The sequence below is a fragment of the Clostridium sp. AF35-15 genome (assembly GCF_003477745.1).
GTDB lineage: Bacteria > Bacillota > Clostridia > Lachnospirales > Lachnospiraceae > Otoolea > Otoolea fessa.
Genome location: NZ_QUDY01000001.1, coordinates 272,306 through 289,814 on the forward strand (window position 1 = coordinate 272,306; position 17,509 = coordinate 289,814).

The 17,509-nt window shown below is 50.9% G+C and carries 14 protein-coding genes and 1 riboswitch; of the genes, 1 reads left to right on the top strand and 13 read right to left on the bottom strand.

The features are described from left to right. Positions 1-17 precede the first annotated feature (17 nt). The 8 genes from DWZ76_RS01380 to DWZ76_RS01415 all read right to left on the bottom strand — a co-directional run bounded on the left by DWZ76_RS01380 (position 18) and on the right by DWZ76_RS01415 (position 10,662). Entirely contained in the window at positions 18-812 is a 795-nt protein-coding gene (locus tag DWZ76_RS01380; RefSeq protein ID WP_107000797.1) for a creatininase family protein, read from the bottom strand. A 183-nt stretch (positions 813-995) separates the two neighbouring features. Continuing rightward, positions 996-1,607: an ECF transporter S component gene (locus tag DWZ76_RS01385; protein ID WP_022360580.1), complete on the bottom strand. Its 612-nt coding sequence runs from the start codon at positions 1,605-1,607 to the stop codon at positions 996-998. 180 nt (positions 1,608-1,787) lie between these two features. Then, positions 1,788-1,905, bottom strand: a riboswitch (FMN riboswitch). A 271-nt stretch (positions 1,906-2,176) separates the two neighbouring features. Then, positions 2,177-3,358, bottom strand: coding sequence for a S8 family peptidase (locus DWZ76_RS01390; RefSeq protein ID WP_243017747.1), 1,182 nt, complete (start codon positions 3,356-3,358; stop codon positions 2,177-2,179). A 28-nt stretch (positions 3,359-3,386) separates the two neighbouring features. Then, positions 3,387-5,408 carry an alpha amylase C-terminal domain-containing protein gene (locus DWZ76_RS01395; RefSeq protein WP_243017748.1) on the bottom strand — a complete coding sequence of 674 codons (2,022 nt, stop codon included), beginning with the start codon at positions 5,406-5,408 and terminating at the stop codon, positions 3,387-3,389. A 189-nt stretch (positions 5,409-5,597) separates the two neighbouring features. Next, on the bottom strand, positions 5,598-7,466 hold the full coding sequence (locus DWZ76_RS01400; RefSeq protein WP_118471550.1) for an ABC-F family ATP-binding cassette domain-containing protein: 1,869 nt from the start codon (positions 7,464-7,466) through the stop codon (positions 5,598-5,600). Continuing rightward, the gene (locus DWZ76_RS01405; RefSeq protein ID WP_118471552.1) at positions 7,463-8,233 is read right to left on the bottom strand and encodes an exodeoxyribonuclease III; all 771 of its coding nucleotides are present in this window, start codon (positions 8,231-8,233) and stop codon (positions 7,463-7,465) included. The genes DWZ76_RS01400 and DWZ76_RS01405 overlap by 4 nt, the downstream gene beginning before the upstream one ends. Positions 8,234-8,508: 275 nt before the next feature. Beyond that, positions 8,509-9,699 carry a dicarboxylate/amino acid:cation symporter gene (locus tag DWZ76_RS01410; RefSeq protein WP_117796583.1) on the bottom strand — a complete coding sequence of 397 codons (1,191 nt, stop codon included), beginning with the start codon at positions 9,697-9,699 and terminating at the stop codon, positions 8,509-8,511. A gap of 36 nt (positions 9,700-9,735) precedes the next feature. Next, entirely contained in the window at positions 9,736-10,662 is a 927-nt protein-coding gene (locus tag DWZ76_RS01415) for a sugar phosphate nucleotidyltransferase (RefSeq protein ID WP_107001017.1), read from the bottom strand. Between the two features lie 287 nt (positions 10,663-10,949). On the opposite strand from DWZ76_RS01415, the gene DWZ76_RS01420 reads away from it, so the two are divergent. Beyond that, positions 10,950-11,312: a helix-turn-helix transcriptional regulator gene (locus tag DWZ76_RS01420; RefSeq protein ID WP_022360587.1), complete on the top strand. Its 363-nt coding sequence runs from the start codon at positions 10,950-10,952 to the stop codon at positions 11,310-11,312. Positions 11,313-11,485: 173 nt separating this feature from the next. Here DWZ76_RS01420 and DWZ76_RS01425 read toward each other — a convergent pair whose 3' ends face one another. From DWZ76_RS01425 to DWZ76_RS01445, 5 genes are all read right to left on the bottom strand, one after another. Next, on the bottom strand, positions 11,486-13,123 hold the full coding sequence (locus DWZ76_RS01425) for an ATP-binding cassette domain-containing protein (protein ID WP_022360588.1): 1,638 nt from the start codon (positions 13,121-13,123) through the stop codon (positions 11,486-11,488). A 214-nt stretch (positions 13,124-13,337) separates the two neighbouring features. Further along, entirely contained in the window at positions 13,338-14,837 is a 1,500-nt protein-coding gene (gene malQ / locus DWZ76_RS01430) for a 4-alpha-glucanotransferase (RefSeq protein WP_118471554.1), read from the bottom strand. A gap of 14 nt (positions 14,838-14,851) precedes the next feature. Beyond that, complete coding sequence (locus tag DWZ76_RS01435; RefSeq protein ID WP_107000802.1) at positions 14,852-16,162, bottom strand: dihydroorotase; 1,311 nt, start codon at positions 16,160-16,162, stop codon at positions 14,852-14,854. 89 nt (positions 16,163-16,251) lie between these two features. Continuing rightward, positions 16,252-16,629, bottom strand: coding sequence for a VOC family protein (locus tag DWZ76_RS01440; RefSeq protein ID WP_107000803.1), 378 nt, complete (start codon positions 16,627-16,629; stop codon positions 16,252-16,254). Then, complete coding sequence (locus DWZ76_RS01445; RefSeq protein ID WP_107000804.1) at positions 16,626-17,342, bottom strand: MBL fold metallo-hydrolase; 717 nt, start codon at positions 17,340-17,342, stop codon at positions 16,626-16,628. The genes DWZ76_RS01440 and DWZ76_RS01445 overlap by 4 nt, the downstream gene beginning before the upstream one ends. Positions 17,343-17,509 lie beyond the last annotated feature (167 nt).

Consider the following 17,509-nt stretch of genomic DNA (forward strand, 5'->3'; position numbering starts at 1 on the left):
ATTTTTAAGTTTGATTCCTATTCATTCCAATCCCGGATATCTAACAGCCCCGGGACCAGTTCCCGCGCACTCGTCTCTAATATAATTCGCCCCTTCTCGGCGCTTGCACCAGACGGATCTCCTCCAATTCCAATCGGCGATCCGTCTTTTGTTTTCCAGTCCTCCGACACCCAGCCGATCGAAACCGGACCGTATGGCTTCAGGGCGCGGGTCTTCTCAAACGCCGTCGGCTCTCCCGCTTCCGAAAGTTCCAGCTTCACAAGACTCTCATCGACCGCCATTACCATCGATGTCTCCATCTCTCCACCGTGGAAATCCCAGATATTCCCCTTTGAAATCGTTGCTTTTACATCCGGATGACCAAATGCCCCCGATGAAAGGATAAACGGTGCAATCCCCAGCTCACTCCGAAGTTCCCGGCTTAAAACCTGCGCAATCGGCGCATTCCCACCATGGCATACCAAAAAAGCCAGCTTCTTAAAACCGTGATGCGCCAGGCTGACGCATATATCATATAAGAGATGATAGTAAGTGTCCGGCCGGACTGTGACCGAACCGCAGAAATTCTTATGCTCTGTACTTAAGCCCACCGGAATCACCGGAAACAGCAGCATCGGGAAGTCTTCTTCCCCCTCTGCCTCCAGTGCCTTTTTGATCTCCTGACTCATCGCCTCCGCGATAATATCATCCGTTCCCAGTGGTGCCTGATTGCCGTGCTGTTCCAGCGCCCCGAGCGGAATCAGGACAATCGTGTTCTCACGGTCCACCTGCTCCATTTCCCATCTTGTCAAATCTCTATAGTTACGTATCATAGTATCTCCTCCTCTTATAAAAACAGATATGTCTTTGCACGTTCCATCAAACAAAAAAGGATTGTCCGGGATTCTTCCCCCAGGCAGCTTTCCCAGCGGTTTCCCGACAATCCTTTCTATGAAATGGTTCTGCCGTTTCACAGCAAACAGCCAAATCCGTCAAACCATTCCTCTTATTTCATTTTATACTGCTTTCGGCACAATCTTCGCCGCACGCAGGCGTACAAACAAAAGCTGTCCAACGATATAGTTGAGTCCCACTTTCAATACGTTGAATGGGATCGTCGCCAGGATGATAAATCCATTCAGGTCTTTGATCGCCGGGTTGACCGACGCTACCATGCGGATCACTTCATCCAGCGGCAGGCTCATCGCTTTCGCATATAACGGAAGCGTAATGTTCGCATTGATAAAGCATGCACACGCGGTGCGGATCACGATACTGAGCAGAAGTGCTTCTACAGCTGCCTTACGGTTAGCGCCCAGCTTCTGATAGAGGAACCACAGCGGCCATACGAACAGGAACGCCGCAATCAGGTTGGCCAGCTCACCGACGTACATCGTGTTAGTTCCGACAGTAATCAGCTTGATTAACAGCTTGATGACTTCTACACAGATACCGGATACCGGTCCCATCAGAAACACGGCAATCACAGACGGTACATCACTGAAATCCACCTTATAAAACGGCGGCATCATCGGAACCGAAAATTCCAATGACATCAGCACGCCAGCAACCGCTGCCAGCATCGCCGTATAAATCAATTTTTGAATACTCCATTTTCCTGTCTTCATCTTAAATCTCCTTTCGGTTTTAAAACTCATTTCTCCGAAGGAGGAGTATGAATCAAGTGCCGGACTAGCTGCATTTGTAAAACTAAAAAATCCCAGGTTGTTCGGGACCTGGGATAATAAATCGCAACTTAGCCGATGTACACCAGCCTGCTTACGCTCAAGCGGTACACTCTCTGACTCCTGCCTCTTCTCTCATCCAGACTATACTGTCGGTTTCGGAATCTCACCGAATCGGCCGCCATCGCGGTTCGCGGACTATACCGCCGGTAGGGAATTTCGCCCTGCCCCGAAGAAATCATGGTAATTACTCCGTCTTCATACATATAAACATATGAATCTGCGGGGCAATTATCTCACCCGTTCATGGTATCATATACAAACAAGAATTTCAATATTTTTTTAACAATCTTTCTTTTCGTTTTTCCCATCGTTACTGTTCACGCATACGTGCCCAGTAACGGAATTTGCCGTGGCTTCGCATTTAAATACGGCAAATTCCTGCTGCCACCACGTTTTCTTACGGCACTTTCGGTTCCAAAAGTGCCTACCTGCGAACAGTAACTTCCCATCTACGGCATTGCCGCCCCGGCATCCAGCATACCTCCGGTTGCCACCTTGCCGGACAGACTCTCAAGCGGCCGCGCCGACTGCAGAATACGGTTTCTCACATCCATAAGCGACAGGGACGCATCGCAGGAGTACAGCATTGCCGCCGTTCCGGTCACCATCGGCGCCGCCATCGATGTGCCGCTCATGTAGGCATAGTCATTGCCCGTGATCGTGCTCAGGATATAATTGCCCGGCGCTGCCAGATCCACGCTTCTCACCCCGTAATTGGACGCACGGTCGAGCTGACCGTCAAAGCGCAGGTTTGCCACGGAAATGATATTGTCCAGTTCAAAGCTTGCCGGGTACATCGGCTGCTCATCGATGCTGTAGCCATTGCCGGAGGCGTCGCCGTTTCCAGCCGCTACAATAAACAGCATCCCCGAATCCTTGATCGCCTGATACAGCTCCTCGCTATATTTCATCGTGCCAAAGCTCAGATTGCAGATCGACGCGCCATTCGCCTGCGCATACCGGATCGCCTTAACCACGTTGCTGACGGTTCCGACACCGGACGATGTTCCAAGCGTCTTGATCACCATGATCTTCACATACGCCGGATCGCAGATTCCAACCGTTCCGACTCCATTTCTCGCCGCCGCGATCGTGCCCGCCGAGTGGGTACCATGATTGTCATCCGTCCCGGTAAATACCTGGGCATTATTATCATAGAAATTCCAGCCGTAAACGTCATCGATATAACCATTTCCGTCATTGTCAATGCCATCGCCCGGAATTTCCCCCGTATTCGTCCAGATCGAACCGCTAAGCTCCGGGTGAGTTATGTCAACCCCTGTATCAATCAGCGCCACAATCACCTGACGTTTTCCACTTTTCGCGTCATATTTCTTCCATGCCGGGACAATATTCATATCGATTCCTTCCAGAGAACGGACCGTTCCATCTGCTGAGAGCGCCGGGCTGCCGGTAATCGCCCCAATCGCTGCATCCACTGCCGCCGTATGGCTCGGCACCAGACGCAGTTCACCTGTATTTAAAAAAGCCCACTGATAGGAGGCATAGGAATCCGCATAGGGAACCGACTCCCGTGACGGACCCGCCGCATATGCCGGAAGCGCCGCGCTCCCTGCCATCATGGCAGCACACAGGGCGGCTGCCAGCCCTCTAAAAAGTTTCTTTTTCAACTTGCTTTATCCTCTTTCAATTCCGTTCTTACAGTTCGCGCGCTGCCGCAACCACAGTCTCCGCTTCCTTTGCCGGTTCTTTTCTGACATTCTGCCGTTTTACCGATTTTACCACTTTCCCAGCTTTTTTGCCATCCTTTTCGGATGCCGGACCGGAAATTGGCTTAAAGCCGCGAAATACCAGAATACTCCGCGGCGGAACCATATACTGGCGAAGCTCTTCCTGCGGCTCCTGCCCTGCCTCCAGGCTTTCTGGCGGACAGATTCCGTTATTGTCTGCGTCGTCTGTGTTGATGCACAGAGTCCACTGCATTCCCTTCGGAAGTTTCGGAAGATCAAATTCATGCGGCTCCCAGTGCATATTGTAGGCGACAAAGAAATAGTCATCGCTGGTGCCGTCCGCTCTTCGCCCGTACTCGCCGCAGTAGAGAATGCCGAGCTGGCGGCGGAAGTTTTCAAACTCCGGGCACCATGTTTTGACGCCGTGGTAGGAAACATCCGGGTGTCCGCAGACGAGGTAATCAATATTTTTCGGCTCCACCGGCAGATGGAACACTGGATGCGCTTTGCGGAACGCTATCATATATTTTACAAATTCGTAAATATCCCGGTTTGTCTCCAGCTGATGCCAGTTGAGCCAGGAAATCTCATTGTCCTGACAGTAAGCATTATTGTTGCCGTTCTGGGAATTGCCGAACTCATCGCCCGCTAAAAACATCGGCGTTCCCTGGCTCAGAAAGAGCAGCAAAAATGCGTTGCGGAGCTGTTTTTTCCGCATCTGCACAATCTTCTTTTTCCGCGTCGTGCCCTCGACGCCACAGTTCCACGTATAATTATAATCGCTTCCGTCCCGGTTATTCTCCCCGTTCGCTTCGTTGTGCTTCTGCTCACAGGAAACCATATCCATCATCGTAAAGCCATTTGTCGCCGCCATATAGTTGATCACGCCATACGCGTCCGGATTCCGGCGTGTCTGGTAAATGAGACGGCCGACCTGATCCTCATCGCCCTTTAATACCCGGCGCATATCGATCAAAAATCCTTCATTGTACTCGCCCAGATGCCAGCGGCGCTCCCGCAGCTTCGGTGCCGCTGCCGTTTTTGGCACACGCACGCCATCCCAGGAACCAGCTAATAGCTTCGTATCAGCTAACAGCGGATCCGACGCCAGCAGTTCGGCCGGCGCAAACCCGGACAGGTGCACGCCATCCACATGATACTCGTAAACCCAGAAACGAACCGCCTCCTGCGCCAGTGCCGCGCTCTCCTCGCCGGTAAAATAAAGCTCAACCAGCACTTCAATATCATTTTTATGAAATTCTTTCACCAGATCCTTAAATTCCCGCTCCGGTTCTTTCTCTTTCCCGGATGTGTACGAAGCTTTCGGCGCAAACAGGTATCCCGCCCCATAGCCCCAGTAATTGAGCCGTCCGGTCGGTGTCCCAGTCGCATACGGATTCCCGTCTGCCCCATCCTCCATCATCACTTCCTGAAATTCATTCGGCATCATTAATTCAACTGCTGTGATACCCAATTCCTTTAAATAGGGAATTTTCTCCGTCAGCGCACGGAACGTTCCCCGCTCCCCGGTGCCGGAAGAAGTATGACGGGTAAATCCGCGCACATGCAGCCGGTACAGGATCGTCTCATCATACGGATGTTTCAGCGGCTGATCCATTTCCCAGTCATACGTTTCTTCCGGGAAACGGCAGCGCACCGGACGGAGCGCCGCTTTTAGATCGCCCCAGCGCTCATGTCCTGTATAGATGCGCCCGCACGGATCCGGCAGCTCCCCCTGCTCAGTCTCGATCGTGTATTCCAGTCCCGAAAAATCATCGCCCGCAAGCTCCATCATCCAGAGATCCCCCACCCGTTCTTCCGGGGAAAATGGGATCCGAACACCCTGTTTTTTACCTGTCTCATAAATTGCCAGATGGCAGAATGTCCCCGGTGCCTCGACGCACAAGTGCATTCCCGTCTCTGTCCGCTTGATTCCCGGTGTAAAATCAGGGGTTCTTATCTTCTGTCTCACGATTTTTTCTGCTTTCACCTGTATCCCCTCCACGTTTTCATACGGCACTTTCGGTTCCAAAAGTGCCTATTTGTGAGCAGCCGCCTGCGCCTGTTACAGTCCACACATATGCAGACTGTAACAGGATTTTGCCGATGCTTCGCATTCCAAATCGGCAAAATCCGCCACCTCCACGTTTTCATACGGCACTTTCGGTTCCAAAAGTGCCTACTTGTGAGCAGCTGCCTGCGCTTCTATTTTTTCCGCCAGATCGTTCAGATACATCCAGCGGTCCATCTTTTCTTCCAAAAGAGCTTCTTTTTCCTCTTTTTCCTTTATGATGCCGTTCAGAGCCGTATAATCGCGGGCAGAGTCCTGCATCTGCTGCTCCAGATCCGCGATTGCCTCTTCCAGCGCCGCGATATCATCCTCGATCGTCTCCCACTCTTTCTGCTCCATATAGCTGAATTTGAGCTTTTTCTCGCGCTGGCGACCGCGGTTTTTATCCTTTGCCGTCTCCGCTGCATCTGACGTTCCCGCACCAGAAGCGCCTCCGGTCTTCTGGCCTCTGCCGTGTTCCTGACCGGATTCCTCCATCTCTGCCGCTATGCGTTCCCCGCAGGCTGCCTGATAGTCGGTATAGCCACCCTCATACTGACGAATCGCGCCGCCGCCCTCAAAGGCGAAGATCCGGCGCACTACGCGGTCAAGGAAATACCGGTCATGCGATACCGTAATCACGATCCCCTGGAAATGATCAAGATAATCCTCCAGAATCGTCAGCGTGCCGATATCCAGGTCGTTGGTCGGCTCGTCGAGCAGAAGGACGTTTGGCGCGCCCATCAGGATATGGAGCAGATAGAGTCTGCGCCGCTCGCCGCCCGATAGCTTGCCGATCAGCGTGTACTGCATATGGGACGGGAACAGGAACCGTTCCAACATCTGGAATGCCGATACCAGCCCGTCCGCCGTCCGCACGTACTCTGCCACATTTTTAATGTAGTCGATCACGCGCATCGACTGATCCATATCTTCGTTTTCCTGTGAAAAATAACCCATTTTTACGGTCTGGCCGATGATCGCCTCGCCCGAATCCGGTTTCACCCAGCCGGTAATCATCTTCATCAGCGTCGATTTGCCGCTGCCGTTCGGTCCGATGATGCCGATGCGGTCATCCTTCAAGAAGATATAGGAAAAATCATCGATCAGGAGGCGGTCACCATACGCCTTATGAAGATGGTGTGCCTCGACCGTGGTTCGTCCGAGACGGCTGGAAATCGAGCTCATCTCCACATTTCCATCTACTTTCGGCGCTTCCACCGCACTCAACGCCTCGAAGCGCTGAATACGCCCTTTCTGCTTCGTGCTGCGTGCCTGTGCGCCGCGTCGGATCCACGCCAGCTCCGTCCGCAGGATATTCTGGCGTTTCTGCTCCGAGCTCACCGCCATCGCCTCGCGCTCTGCCTTTAATTCCAGATAGCCCTCATAGCCGGACTGATAACTGTACAGCTTTCCCTTGTCCAGTTCGACGATGCGGTTCGTCACGTTATCAAGGAAATACCGGTCGTGCGTGATCATCAGAAGCGCGCCGCGGAATTTTTTCAGGTACTCTTCCAGCCAGTCCGCCATCGCACTGTCCAGATGGTTCGTCGGCTCGTCTAAAATCAACAGATCCGCCGTCGATAACAGCACCGCTGCGAGGGCAACGCGCTTTCTCTGTCCGCCCGAAAGTGTCTCCACCTTGGCACTATAATCGGTGATTCCAAGCTTATTCAGCATGGATTTCGCATCGCCCTCGAGATCCCAGGCGTGCTCATGCGCCATATTTTCCCGGATCACGCAGTCTAAGACGGTCCGTCCCGCTTCAAACTCCGGATTCTGAGGCAGATAACGGATATAGAGATTTCGTCCCTTTACTACCGTACCCTCATCCGGCTCTTCCAGACCGGCTACAATCTTTAGAAGAGTAGATTTTCCGGTTCCGTTGATGCCGATGAGACCAATCTTATCACCTTCACCGATGGAAAATGCCACGTCATCAAAAAGCAGCCGTTCCGTATATGATTTTTTCAGATGTTCTGCTGTCAGTAAATTCATGCCTCATCCCGATCCTTTATCTGTAATTCTACCGGGCAGTGATCCGAACCCAGTATCTCCGTATGAATCTGTGTGCCCGCCAGCCGGTCCTTCAGGCTCTTGGAAACACAGAAATAATCAATCCGCCACCCAGCATTCTTCTCGCGCGCCTTAAACCGGTACGACCACCAGGAATAAACGCCCTCTTTATCCGGGTAAAAATAGCGGTACGTGTCGATATATCCAGAGTCCAGAAGCTCCGTAAACTTGCTTCTCTCCTCATCCGTAAATCCGGCATTTTTCCGGTTCGTCTTTGGATTTTTCAGGTCAATCTCCGTGTGTGCCACATTCAGATCCCCACAGAAAATGACCGGCTTTTTCTCCTCCAGCTTCTTCAAAAACTGGCGGAAATCATCCTCCCACTGCATCCGGTACGGAAGTCTCGCCAACTCATTCTGGGAGTTCGGCGTATAGCAGGTCACCACATAATAATCCGGGTACTCCGCCGTAATGACGCGCCCTTCATGATCGTGCTCCTCAATACCCAGACCGTAGCTCACGCTAAGCGGCTCCTCCTTCGAAAACAACGCTGTTCCCGAATATCCCTTCTTCTCCGCATAGCTCCAATACTGATAATACCCCGGAAGCTCCAGATCAATCTGCCCTTCCTGCAGCTTGCTCTCCTGAATACAGAAAATATCCGCATCCAGCTCATGAAATACATCCAGAAATCCCTTTCCCACACACGCCCGCAAGCCGTTTACGTTCCAGGAAATCATTTTTTTCATTCTATCTCTCCTTTTTATCAAATAAGGTTTTTCCGATACATAAAAAGACAGCAGGCAGGTGGCAGACGCTCCGAAACTGGTCTGTGGATGCAGAGCAGGCTTTCGCCTATCAGTTGTACGCATCTTGAACACGCTTGTCCGAATGGGGCGGACGCAAGTCCGACACAGACGAACAAGTGTAGTGAAAGCAAGCGGACAACGATAGTGCGAAGAGCCAGCGGCGCATTCACAGACCTGTTTCGGGGCGGCTGCTGCCTGCCCCACCTCTCTCATTTTTATAAATCTACGTGTAAATCCTGATGTTTAATCCCATGTTTCTCCACATATCCCGTCAGCATCAGGGTCAGCGCGCCATCGCCCGTTACGTTGCAGGCAGTACCAAAACTGTCCTGAAGCGCAAAGATCGTCAGCATTAGCGCCGTTCCGGTCGCATCGAAACCGAGGACACCGGTGATCAGTCCCAGAGACGCCATAACCGTACCGCCCGGAACACCCGGTGCACCTACGGCAAATACACCTAAAAGAACACAGAACAGAACCATCGTCATCATATCCGGGAGGGCGCCGTACAAAATCTTGGATACCGTCATGACAAAGAATACCTCGGTCAGAACCGAACCGCACAGATGGATATTCGCAAACAGCGGAATACCGAAATCAACCATATCGTCACGAAGCGGCTCTGCCTTTTTGGCACAGCTGAGCGCCACTGCCAGGGTCGCCGCAGAAGACATCGTACCGACTGCCGTCAGATATGCCGGACCATAATGCTTGATAACGCCTCTCGGGTCACGGCCAGAGTAAATACCTGCCAGTGTATACAACAGCGCCATCCAGATATAGTGGCCTGCCATAACAATCAGGATAACCGAAATGAAGATCGGAGCCTGTTTTGTGATAGTTCCCTCATATGCCAGGGAACAGAACGTAAATGCGATGTAAACCGGAAGAATCGGAATGACAATCTTCTGTACAATCTCCAGAACGATCTTCTGGAACTCGTCTAAGAGTTTCGTTACCGTCACCGCCTTGGTCCAGGTCGCTGCCAGACCAATCATAACGGAAAATACCAGCGCACTCATGACGCCCATGATCGGCGGAATGTCCAGTTTAAAGACAACCTCCGGCAGGCTGCGCAGTCCATCGACTGCCGACTGAATCGACATATGCGGAATCAGCGTATATCCGGCTGCCATCGAAAACAGCGCCGCGCCAAGAGACGATGTATACGCCAGAATCAGCGCTACTCCAAGCAATCTGGAGGCATTCTTTCCAAGCTTCGTGATCGACGGGGCAATAAAGCCGATGACGATCAGCGGTACACAGAACGAAATAATCTGCCCAAAAATATAATTCAACGTCACAACGAGATTCATAAAACTTTCATTTGCTATAAGACCGGCAATAATACCGATCGCTACACCCAGCACCAGCCGAAACGGCAGGCTTTTCATCAACTTGCTCATACCCATTTTTCCTTCCTAATACCTATCTCTTCATTCTTACTCTTCCCAAAGTTTTTTCGGATACAGACCGCCGTCCTTCATCCCCTGGATCGCGTCTGTCACCATCTTCTTATCTTCCTTGTAGGTCACGCCGTACCAGCGGTCCACGCTCTTTAATACGGTCACCTCGGCTTTCCCCTCTTTCAGAAGTTCATCCACCACAAACGGGAGGAAATACTCACATTTGAGTGGATTTACCGACAGATTTTTCTCCAAAAATGGAACAAAACGCGCCTTTAACTCCTTTAAGATGCTGGAAGTAAAGCCCCAGAGGTTCATCGATACAAGCGTATCCTCCCCCAGCTGCTCCCAGGTTGCGCCGTCATCCTCGGTATATTCCGCCTGATCGCCGTGCTTCTCGATGCGCGTTCTCTCGTGGATATCTGCCAGATGTCCATCCGCATCCACCGTACAGACGCCGCGCGCCACATGCCCATTTTCCGTCAATGTGTTGTAGAGATGATAGGCAACCATCGCATACTGATATTTGTCATCATCACCGCAGGATGCCAGACGATCATAGATCGCCTTGAATGCCGATTTTCCATAGTAATCATCCGCGTTGATCACCGCAAACGGTCCGTCGATCACCTCGCTGCAGCAGAGAATCGCATGACCGGTTCCCCACGGTTTGACGCGTCCCTCTGGAACCTCAAATCCATCCGGAAGGCGGTCATTTTCCTGATACACATACTCCACCTGCACGTGCTTTTCCATGCGGTTTCCGATATGTTCCTTAAACTCTTTCTCAATCGATTTCTTGATAATAAATACGACCTTTTCGAATCCAGCCTCGACTGCGTCGAAGATCGAAAAATCGATGATCAGATCTCCTTCCCGATCGACCGGATCAATCTGCTTCAAGCCGCCGTACCGGCTGCCCATACCAGCCGCCATGATCACCAGAACTGGCTTCTGACTCATGAAAATTGTCCTCGCTTTCTGTTTCTTATCCACAATTCTGCCCGTTTTCATTCAAAGCAGAATTGCCTATTTCCTTTTATTTTAAACCAATTCGGGCAGACTGTAAACAGTAAAACAAAAACCCGGCTGCCGTTTTATTCCATAGAGCGGATATTCTTTTTTGTTTACATTTTTATAAATGTATTTTTTACTGTTTCTACACCAGTTAATTGTATCTTTTAGTTCTGCGCATACTTGTATGATAGATTGTTTTCACAAATATTTGATGTATGCGGGAGGTGCTTTAAATGATTGCTGCTGGTGACCGGCTCCGTGATTTACGGGAGGACAAAGGAAAAACGCAGGCGGAAATTTCCAGTCTGCTGGGTACAACTCAGCAAATCTATTCCCGCTATGAAACAAACCGGACGGATCTGCCTCTTCGGCATCTGATAAAACTGGCGGATTATTACCAGGTCAGCGCCGATTATATTCTCGGTCGAACCTCCTACCCGAAGAATCCGCCCGAAATGGCGAAACCATTTCTTAAAAATGTCACCTATGGAGAGGTCAATGGGCGTATCTCATCATTCCAGACTTCCACGAAAAAGCAGTTGATCGAATACATCAATTACCTGGTTTATCTGGAATCACGCCATAAGAAGGATTGATCACGCCAAAAACGGGACATTGACACCATAGATGTGCAAAAGACAGCTCCAGGCATCGCTCACATGCAGCGTCTGGGGCTGTCTTTTATCTTTCAGACTTTTGTGCTTTCATCTCGGCAATTGAATAACCGAGGATTCTCGCTTATTATCCTAAATCACTTTGATTCCAGCTCTTAGTCGTCCTCTTCCTCACTATCCGTAACAGTAAATACCTGACGTTTTCTCGCCATCTCATCGTTTGCCAGATACTCATCGTAAGTAGTAATCTTATCGATCAGCTTGCCGTTTACGATTTCCATGATACGGTTTGCGGTCGTCTCAACGATCTGGTGGTCACGGGAGGAGAATAACAGCACGCCCGGGAACTTGATCATACCGTTGTTCAGAGCGGTAATGGACTCCATATCCAGATGGTCGGTCGGCTCGTCCAGAATCAGGACATTGGAACCGGAGATCATCATCTTAGAAAGCATGCAGCGCACCTTCTCACCACCAGAAAGAACGCGGACCTTCTTCACGCCGTCCTCACCGGCAAACAGCATACGTCCTAAGAATCCGCGGACATAGGTCACATCCTTAACCGGAGAGTACTGGGTCAGCCAGTCTACGATCGTGTCGTCGTTATCGAACTCTTTCGAATTGTCCTTCGGGAAATATGCCTGACTGGTGGTCAGACCCCATTTATAGGATCCCTCATCCGGCTCCATCTCGCCGGAAAGAATCTTGAAGAGAACGGTCTTTGCCTGCTCGTTCGGTCCTACAAATGCTACCTTGTCCTCGCGTCCGAGAATGAAGGAAATATTATCAAGAACCTTCACACCATCGATAGTCTTAGACAGGTTCTCTACGCTTAATACCTCATTACCGATCTCACGTTCCGGACGGAAGTCGATATACGGGTACTTACGGCTGGACGGTTTGATCTCATCTAACTCAATCTTCTCCAGAGCACGTTTTCTGGAGGTTGCCTGCTTAGACTTGGAAGCATTGGCAGAAAATCGCTGGATGAACTCCTGCAGCTCCTTGATCTTCTCTTCCTTCTTCTTGTTGGCTTCCTTCATCTGCTTGATCATCAGCTGGCTGGACTCGTACCAGAAATCGTAGTTTCCGGCATAGAGCTGAATCTTGCCATAGTCGATATCTGCGATCTGGGTGCAGACTTTATTTAAGAAGTAACGGTCATGGGATACCACGATAACCGTATTCTCAAAGTTGATCAAGAACTCCTCGAGCCATGCGATCGCATCGAGATCCAAGTGGTTTGTCGGCTCGTCGAGAAGCAGGATGTCCGGGTTTCCGAACAGTGCCTGTGCCAGAAGAACTTTGACCTTCTGGGCACCGGTCAGATCTGCCATCTGTTTGTAGTGGAGATCCGTCTCGATTCCCAGACCATTTAAAAGGTTCGCCGCGTCGGACTCTGCCTCCCAGCCGTTCATCGTGGCGAACTCGCCCTCCAGCTCGGCAGCCTTGACGCCGTCCTCCTCGGAGAAGTCTTCCTTCATGTAGATAGCTTCCTTCTCTTTCATGATCTCGTAGAGTCTCGCATTTCCCATAATAACGGTATCAAGTACCGGATATGCGTCATATTTAAAGTGATCCTGCTGTAAGAATGAAAGTCTCTGTCCCGGTGTGATGATAACCTCACCATTGGTCGGTTCCAGCTGTCCGGACAGGATTCGTAAAAAGGTAGACTTTCCGGCACCGTTGGCACCGATGAGTCCGTAGCAGTTTCCCTCAATAAATTTAATGCTTACGTCCTCAAATAACGCCTTCTTTCCTACTCGCAGTGTTACATTGCTTGTACTAATCATGGCAATTTCCTTTCATACTGTTCAAATCGTTCATACTCCCCAGGTGCATCTTTGCCCCGGGCGGGTGCAATCCATGTATATTTTACAGGTTTTTCCCGAATTTGCAAGCATTTTACGGGTTTTTATTCCCATCCGACAAAAACCAAGTTACTGTTCACGCATACGTGCCCAGTAACGGAATTTGCCGTGGCTTCGCATTTAAATACGCCAAAAACTAAAATCTTCCGAACGTATCCACCAGCCAGGACAAATAATCTGCCCGCTCATCCGTAAACTGCCCCGGAACCAGACGCCAGCGCCAGTTTTCCCCGAGGGTTCCCGGCGTATTCATGCGCGCCCAGTTATCGAGCTTCAACACATCCTGCATCTGGAAAATGGCAACGCTCGCGACTGAACCGTATGCCGCGCGGAACACGCGGTCTACCACCTCACTCTGGTGTGCTGCACCGAGGTAATCGGCAATGTACTGAAGCTCCCACCACTGACGTTTTTCCGGTTTGAAATACCCCGCCAGCGTCTCATTGTCGTGCGTTCCACCGTAGACTACGGAGTTCGGGTCATAGCAGTGCGGCAGATGCTCGTTGAAACGGTCGCCACTGAACGCAAACTCAATGATCTTCATGCCCGGATAGCCCGTCTCTGCCAGCAGATCCTTGACCTCCTGACAGAAGACACCAAGATCCTCCGCGATGATCTTCGTCTCGCCTGCCGCCTCGTCAAGTGCGTCGGTCAGCTTTTTGCCCGGACCTTTCTCCCACTCGCCGTCTTTCGCAGTCACAGCGCCATACGGGATTGCATAATACTGCACCACGCCGATGAAATGGTCGATCCGCACCGCATCGTAGAGCTTCGCGGACGCTTTCATCCGGCTTCGCCACCAGGCGAAATCGGTTTGTTTCATTTTCTCCCAGTCGTAAAGCGGGTTGCCCCAGAGCTGTCCATCCTCTGAAAATGCATCCGGCGGCACACCCGATACCTTGAGCGGCGTCAGATTTTCCTCGTCGAGCTGGAACAGCTCCGGGTGGCTCCAGACATCCGCGCTGTCGAGCGCCACGTAAATCGGAATATCACCGACGATCTGAAGTTCTTTTTCTTTTGCATACTGTTTTAATTTTTTCCACTGTTCAAAAAACTTAAACTGTAAGAACTTCCAGTAATTTATTTCTTCTGCCAGCTCTTCGCGGCATGCCGAAAGCGCCTCCGGACGGCGGAACCGGATGTCCTCGTCCCAGTCCATCCAGCCTTTTCCTTCATATTTACCCTTGACTGCCATATAGAGCGCATAGTCGTCCAGCCATTCTTCATTTTCTTCCAGAAATGCCTGATATTCCTCACTTTCCTTATGGCTGCTCCGCTCATACGCCTTGCGCAGAAGCGGAAAACGGTAATAATACAGCGCGTCATATTTGACCTGATCCTGCTTGTCGCACCACCAGCAGGCGTCTATCTCATCCTGGGTCAGAAGTTTCTCGTCTTTCAGCGTATCCAGATCAATAAAATACGGATTTCCCGCAAATGCAGAGTAGGACTGGTACGGGCTGTCCCCGTAGCAGGTCGGTCCCATCGGAAGCACCTGCCAGTACGTCTGGCGTCCGCGTTTTAACTGATCAATAAACTCATACGCCGCCCGTCCGAACGTACCGATTCCATACGGCGACGGCAGGCTGAAAATCGGCATCAGTACGCCTGCGCCGCGTTTTAACATTGTCTTCATCGCTTCGTTTCCTCCTATTCTGCCCGATATACTGTCTCACCGCTGCAGATGGTATAGTGAACCTTTCCATAGAGCTTCACTCCCACAAACGGGGAGTTAGACGCCTTGGAATGGAATTTTTCTACGGTATATGGTGTCTGGTCGTCAAAAAGAACCAGATCCGCCGCGCCGCCCTCGCGGATGCGTCCCGCCTCCTTCATCCGGTACAGCTTCGCCGGATTCAGGCACATTTTCTCAAACAGAGTCAGATAATCAATGTGACCAGCTTTTACCAGCCTGGTAACCGCCAATGGCAGGGAGGTTTCCAGCCCGATGATGCCGCTCGGTGCCTCGGTCAGCGGTTTTTCCTTCTCCTCGGCGCTGTGCGGTGCATGATCCGTCGCAATCATATCAATCGTGCCGTCCTTGATTGCTTCAATCAACGCCTCGCGATCCGCAGCACTCCGCAGCGGCGGATTCATTTTCGCCAGTGTTCCGTACTCCAGAACCGCCGTCTCGTCCAGTGTAAAATGATGCGGTGTCACCTCCGCCCAGACATGCGCGCCCAGCTTTTTCGCCAGCCCGACCATCTGCACCGCATTACGGGAACTGATGTGCTGGATATCCACATCTGCGCCCGTGTGAAGCGCGATCATGCAGTCGCGCGCCACCATCGAATCCTCCGCCAGCGCCGGGGAACCACCGATTCCCAGCTGCTCGGACACCGGACCGCGGTTGATGCCGTTGTTGAAAATAAATGCCGGATCCTCCTCATGGAAGCTGAGCGGCACATTGAGACGTTTCGCCGTCTCCATCGCCTCTTTGACCAATTTTTCGCTCATCAGCGGGATTCCGTCATCCGTAAATCCGATCGCACCCGCCTCTTTGAGGGACTCCATATCGGTCAGTTCTTTTCCTTGAAATCCCTTCGAGACTGCCGCGCAGGTTTCCACGTGGATTCCCGTTTTCGCACCCTTTTCCAGAATATACCGGACAATCTCCGGCGTATCGGCAACCGGTTTCGTGTTTGCCATACAGACCACCGTCGTAAAGCCGCCCGCCTTCGCAGCCGCCGCGCCCGTCTCGATGTCCTCCTTGTAGGTCAGACCCGGATCGCGGAAATGCACGTGGACATCCACCAGTCCCGGCGCGACGATCAGCCCTTCTGCATCCAGCACCTCGGCATCCGCCGGGATGAACGGTGCGTCAGATGCCTCATCTGATTCTGATTTTGTATCTTTTTTCACGATTTTCTGGATTTTTCCATTTTCAATCCACAAATCTGCCCTTCCGTCGAATCTGCTCTCCGGATCGATGACTCTTCCGTTTTTAATTATTTTTACCATTCTAACCCCTTTTTAACTCATATGTTAAAACGTAACTGTTCAGTACCTTCACAATCACGTCAAAACATTTTTTCAGACAAACTCAGCCCTTAACTCCTCTTCGCCGGCACGATCTCCAGCCAGTATCCATCCGGATCGTTAATGAAATAAATACCCATCGCCGGATTTTCAAAACAGATGCATCCCATTTCCTTATGTTTGGCATGTGCCGCCTCCATGTCTTCCGTCTCAAATGCCAGATGGAACTCATTGTCGCCCAGGTTGTAGGAGTCCTTCTCCCAGTCGCGCAGCCAGGTCAGCTCCAGCTGGTAGCTGGTCGTGGCGTCGCCCAGATAAACAAGGATAAAGCTTCCGTCTGCCGCCTCCTTGCGGCGTACCTCCTTAAGTCCCAGTGCTTCCTCATAAAATTTCAGTGACTTGTCCAGATCGATGACATTGAAATTGTTGTGTGCAAATGTAAATTTCATCGAATAAACTCCTCTCCTTCCTTGTGAATCTCTACAATCCGATCCCGCCAGCCTTCACTGGATGGATGTTCGATTAATTTTGGTATAATCGTATAATCTTCCCAGAAATGCATCGGGAAAATCCATTTTGCGTCCGCCTGCTCCATAAAACCGGCAGCGCCCAGATAAAACCACTGCTCCTGCCTCGGATCGACCGGGATAAATGCCAGATCCGCCGTGCGCCCGGAAAGCTTTTTCATCTCCTGTTTATAAGAAGCCGCCATATTCCGGTTCCATGCCATATCTTCGCCTTCCCACCACCAGTTATTTAAGTCACCGGCGTGATAAATCTCCTTTCCTTCGCAGGAGAGCCAGAAGGCGACGCCTTCGTCGGTGGAATGGAACGTCTCGACGATAAGGCTTTCTTCAGAAATATTCAGGCAAAATCTTTCTCCTGCCTTTACCAGCCGTATCCTGTCTTTATATCGTTTACGATATTCCTCTGGTATCTTTTTCCCAATCTCTTTTGAGAGAATATAAAAAACATTTTCCCGTTTCTCTCCCAGCTGAAAGATTACCGGAGCATAATGATCGGCATGGAAATGGCTCGCAAAGATAAAGAGGGGCTTCCCTGCCGGGAACTCCGGGAGAGTTCCCTTAAAATAATCAAACAGAATCACGGCATTTTCAAGCTCAACTGAAAACGAGCTGTGATGAATATATGTGATTTTCAAACGAATTAATTCCCTTCTATAATGAAAAAGAATGTGCCTTGGCACATTCTCGCGCCGAGCGCGGTCGCTTGCGACATGTTTCTGCTTCGCGCGAGTGCGCATCATTGGCACGTTAGTGCCTTTTTGTGTAATAAGAAATTTCAAGGAATTTCCTATTACACGAAACA

Coding starts and splice junctions, on each gene's coding strand:
- DWZ76_RS01415 (WP_107001017.1), bottom strand. CDS start 10,662: ATGAGTCAGAAGCCAGTTCTGGTGATCATGGCGGCTGGTATGGGCAGC.
- DWZ76_RS01405 (WP_118471552.1), bottom strand. CDS start 8,233: ATGAAAAAAATGATTTCCTGGAACGTAAACGGCTTGCGGGCGTGTGTG.
- DWZ76_RS01425 (WP_022360588.1), bottom strand. CDS start 13,123: ATGATTAGTACAAGCAATGTAACACTGCGAGTAGGAAAGAAGGCGTTA.
- DWZ76_RS01400 (WP_118471550.1), bottom strand. CDS start 7,466: ATGAATTTACTGACAGCAGAACATCTGAAAAAATCATATACGGAACGG.
- DWZ76_RS01435 (WP_107000802.1), bottom strand. CDS start 16,162: ATGGTAAAAATAATTAAAAACGGAAGAGTCATCGATCCGGAGAGCAGA.
- DWZ76_RS01410 (WP_117796583.1), bottom strand. CDS start 9,699: ATGAGCAAGTTGATGAAAAGCCTGCCGTTTCGGCTGGTGCTGGGTGTA.
- DWZ76_RS01385 (WP_022360580.1), bottom strand. CDS start 1,607: ATGAAGACAGGAAAATGGAGTATTCAAAAATTGATTTATACGGCGATG.
- DWZ76_RS01440 (WP_107000803.1), bottom strand. CDS start 16,629: ATGAAATTTACATTTGCACACAACAATTTCAATGTCATCGATCTGGAC.
- DWZ76_RS01380 (WP_107000797.1), bottom strand. CDS start 812: ATGATACGTAACTATAGAGATTTGACAAGATGGGAAATGGAGCAGGTG.
- malQ (WP_118471554.1), bottom strand. CDS start 14,837: ATGAAGACAATGTTAAAACGCGGCGCAGGCGTACTGATGCCGATTTTC.
- DWZ76_RS01420 (WP_022360587.1), top strand. CDS start 10,950: ATGATTGCTGCTGGTGACCGGCTCCGTGATTTACGGGAGGACAAAGGA.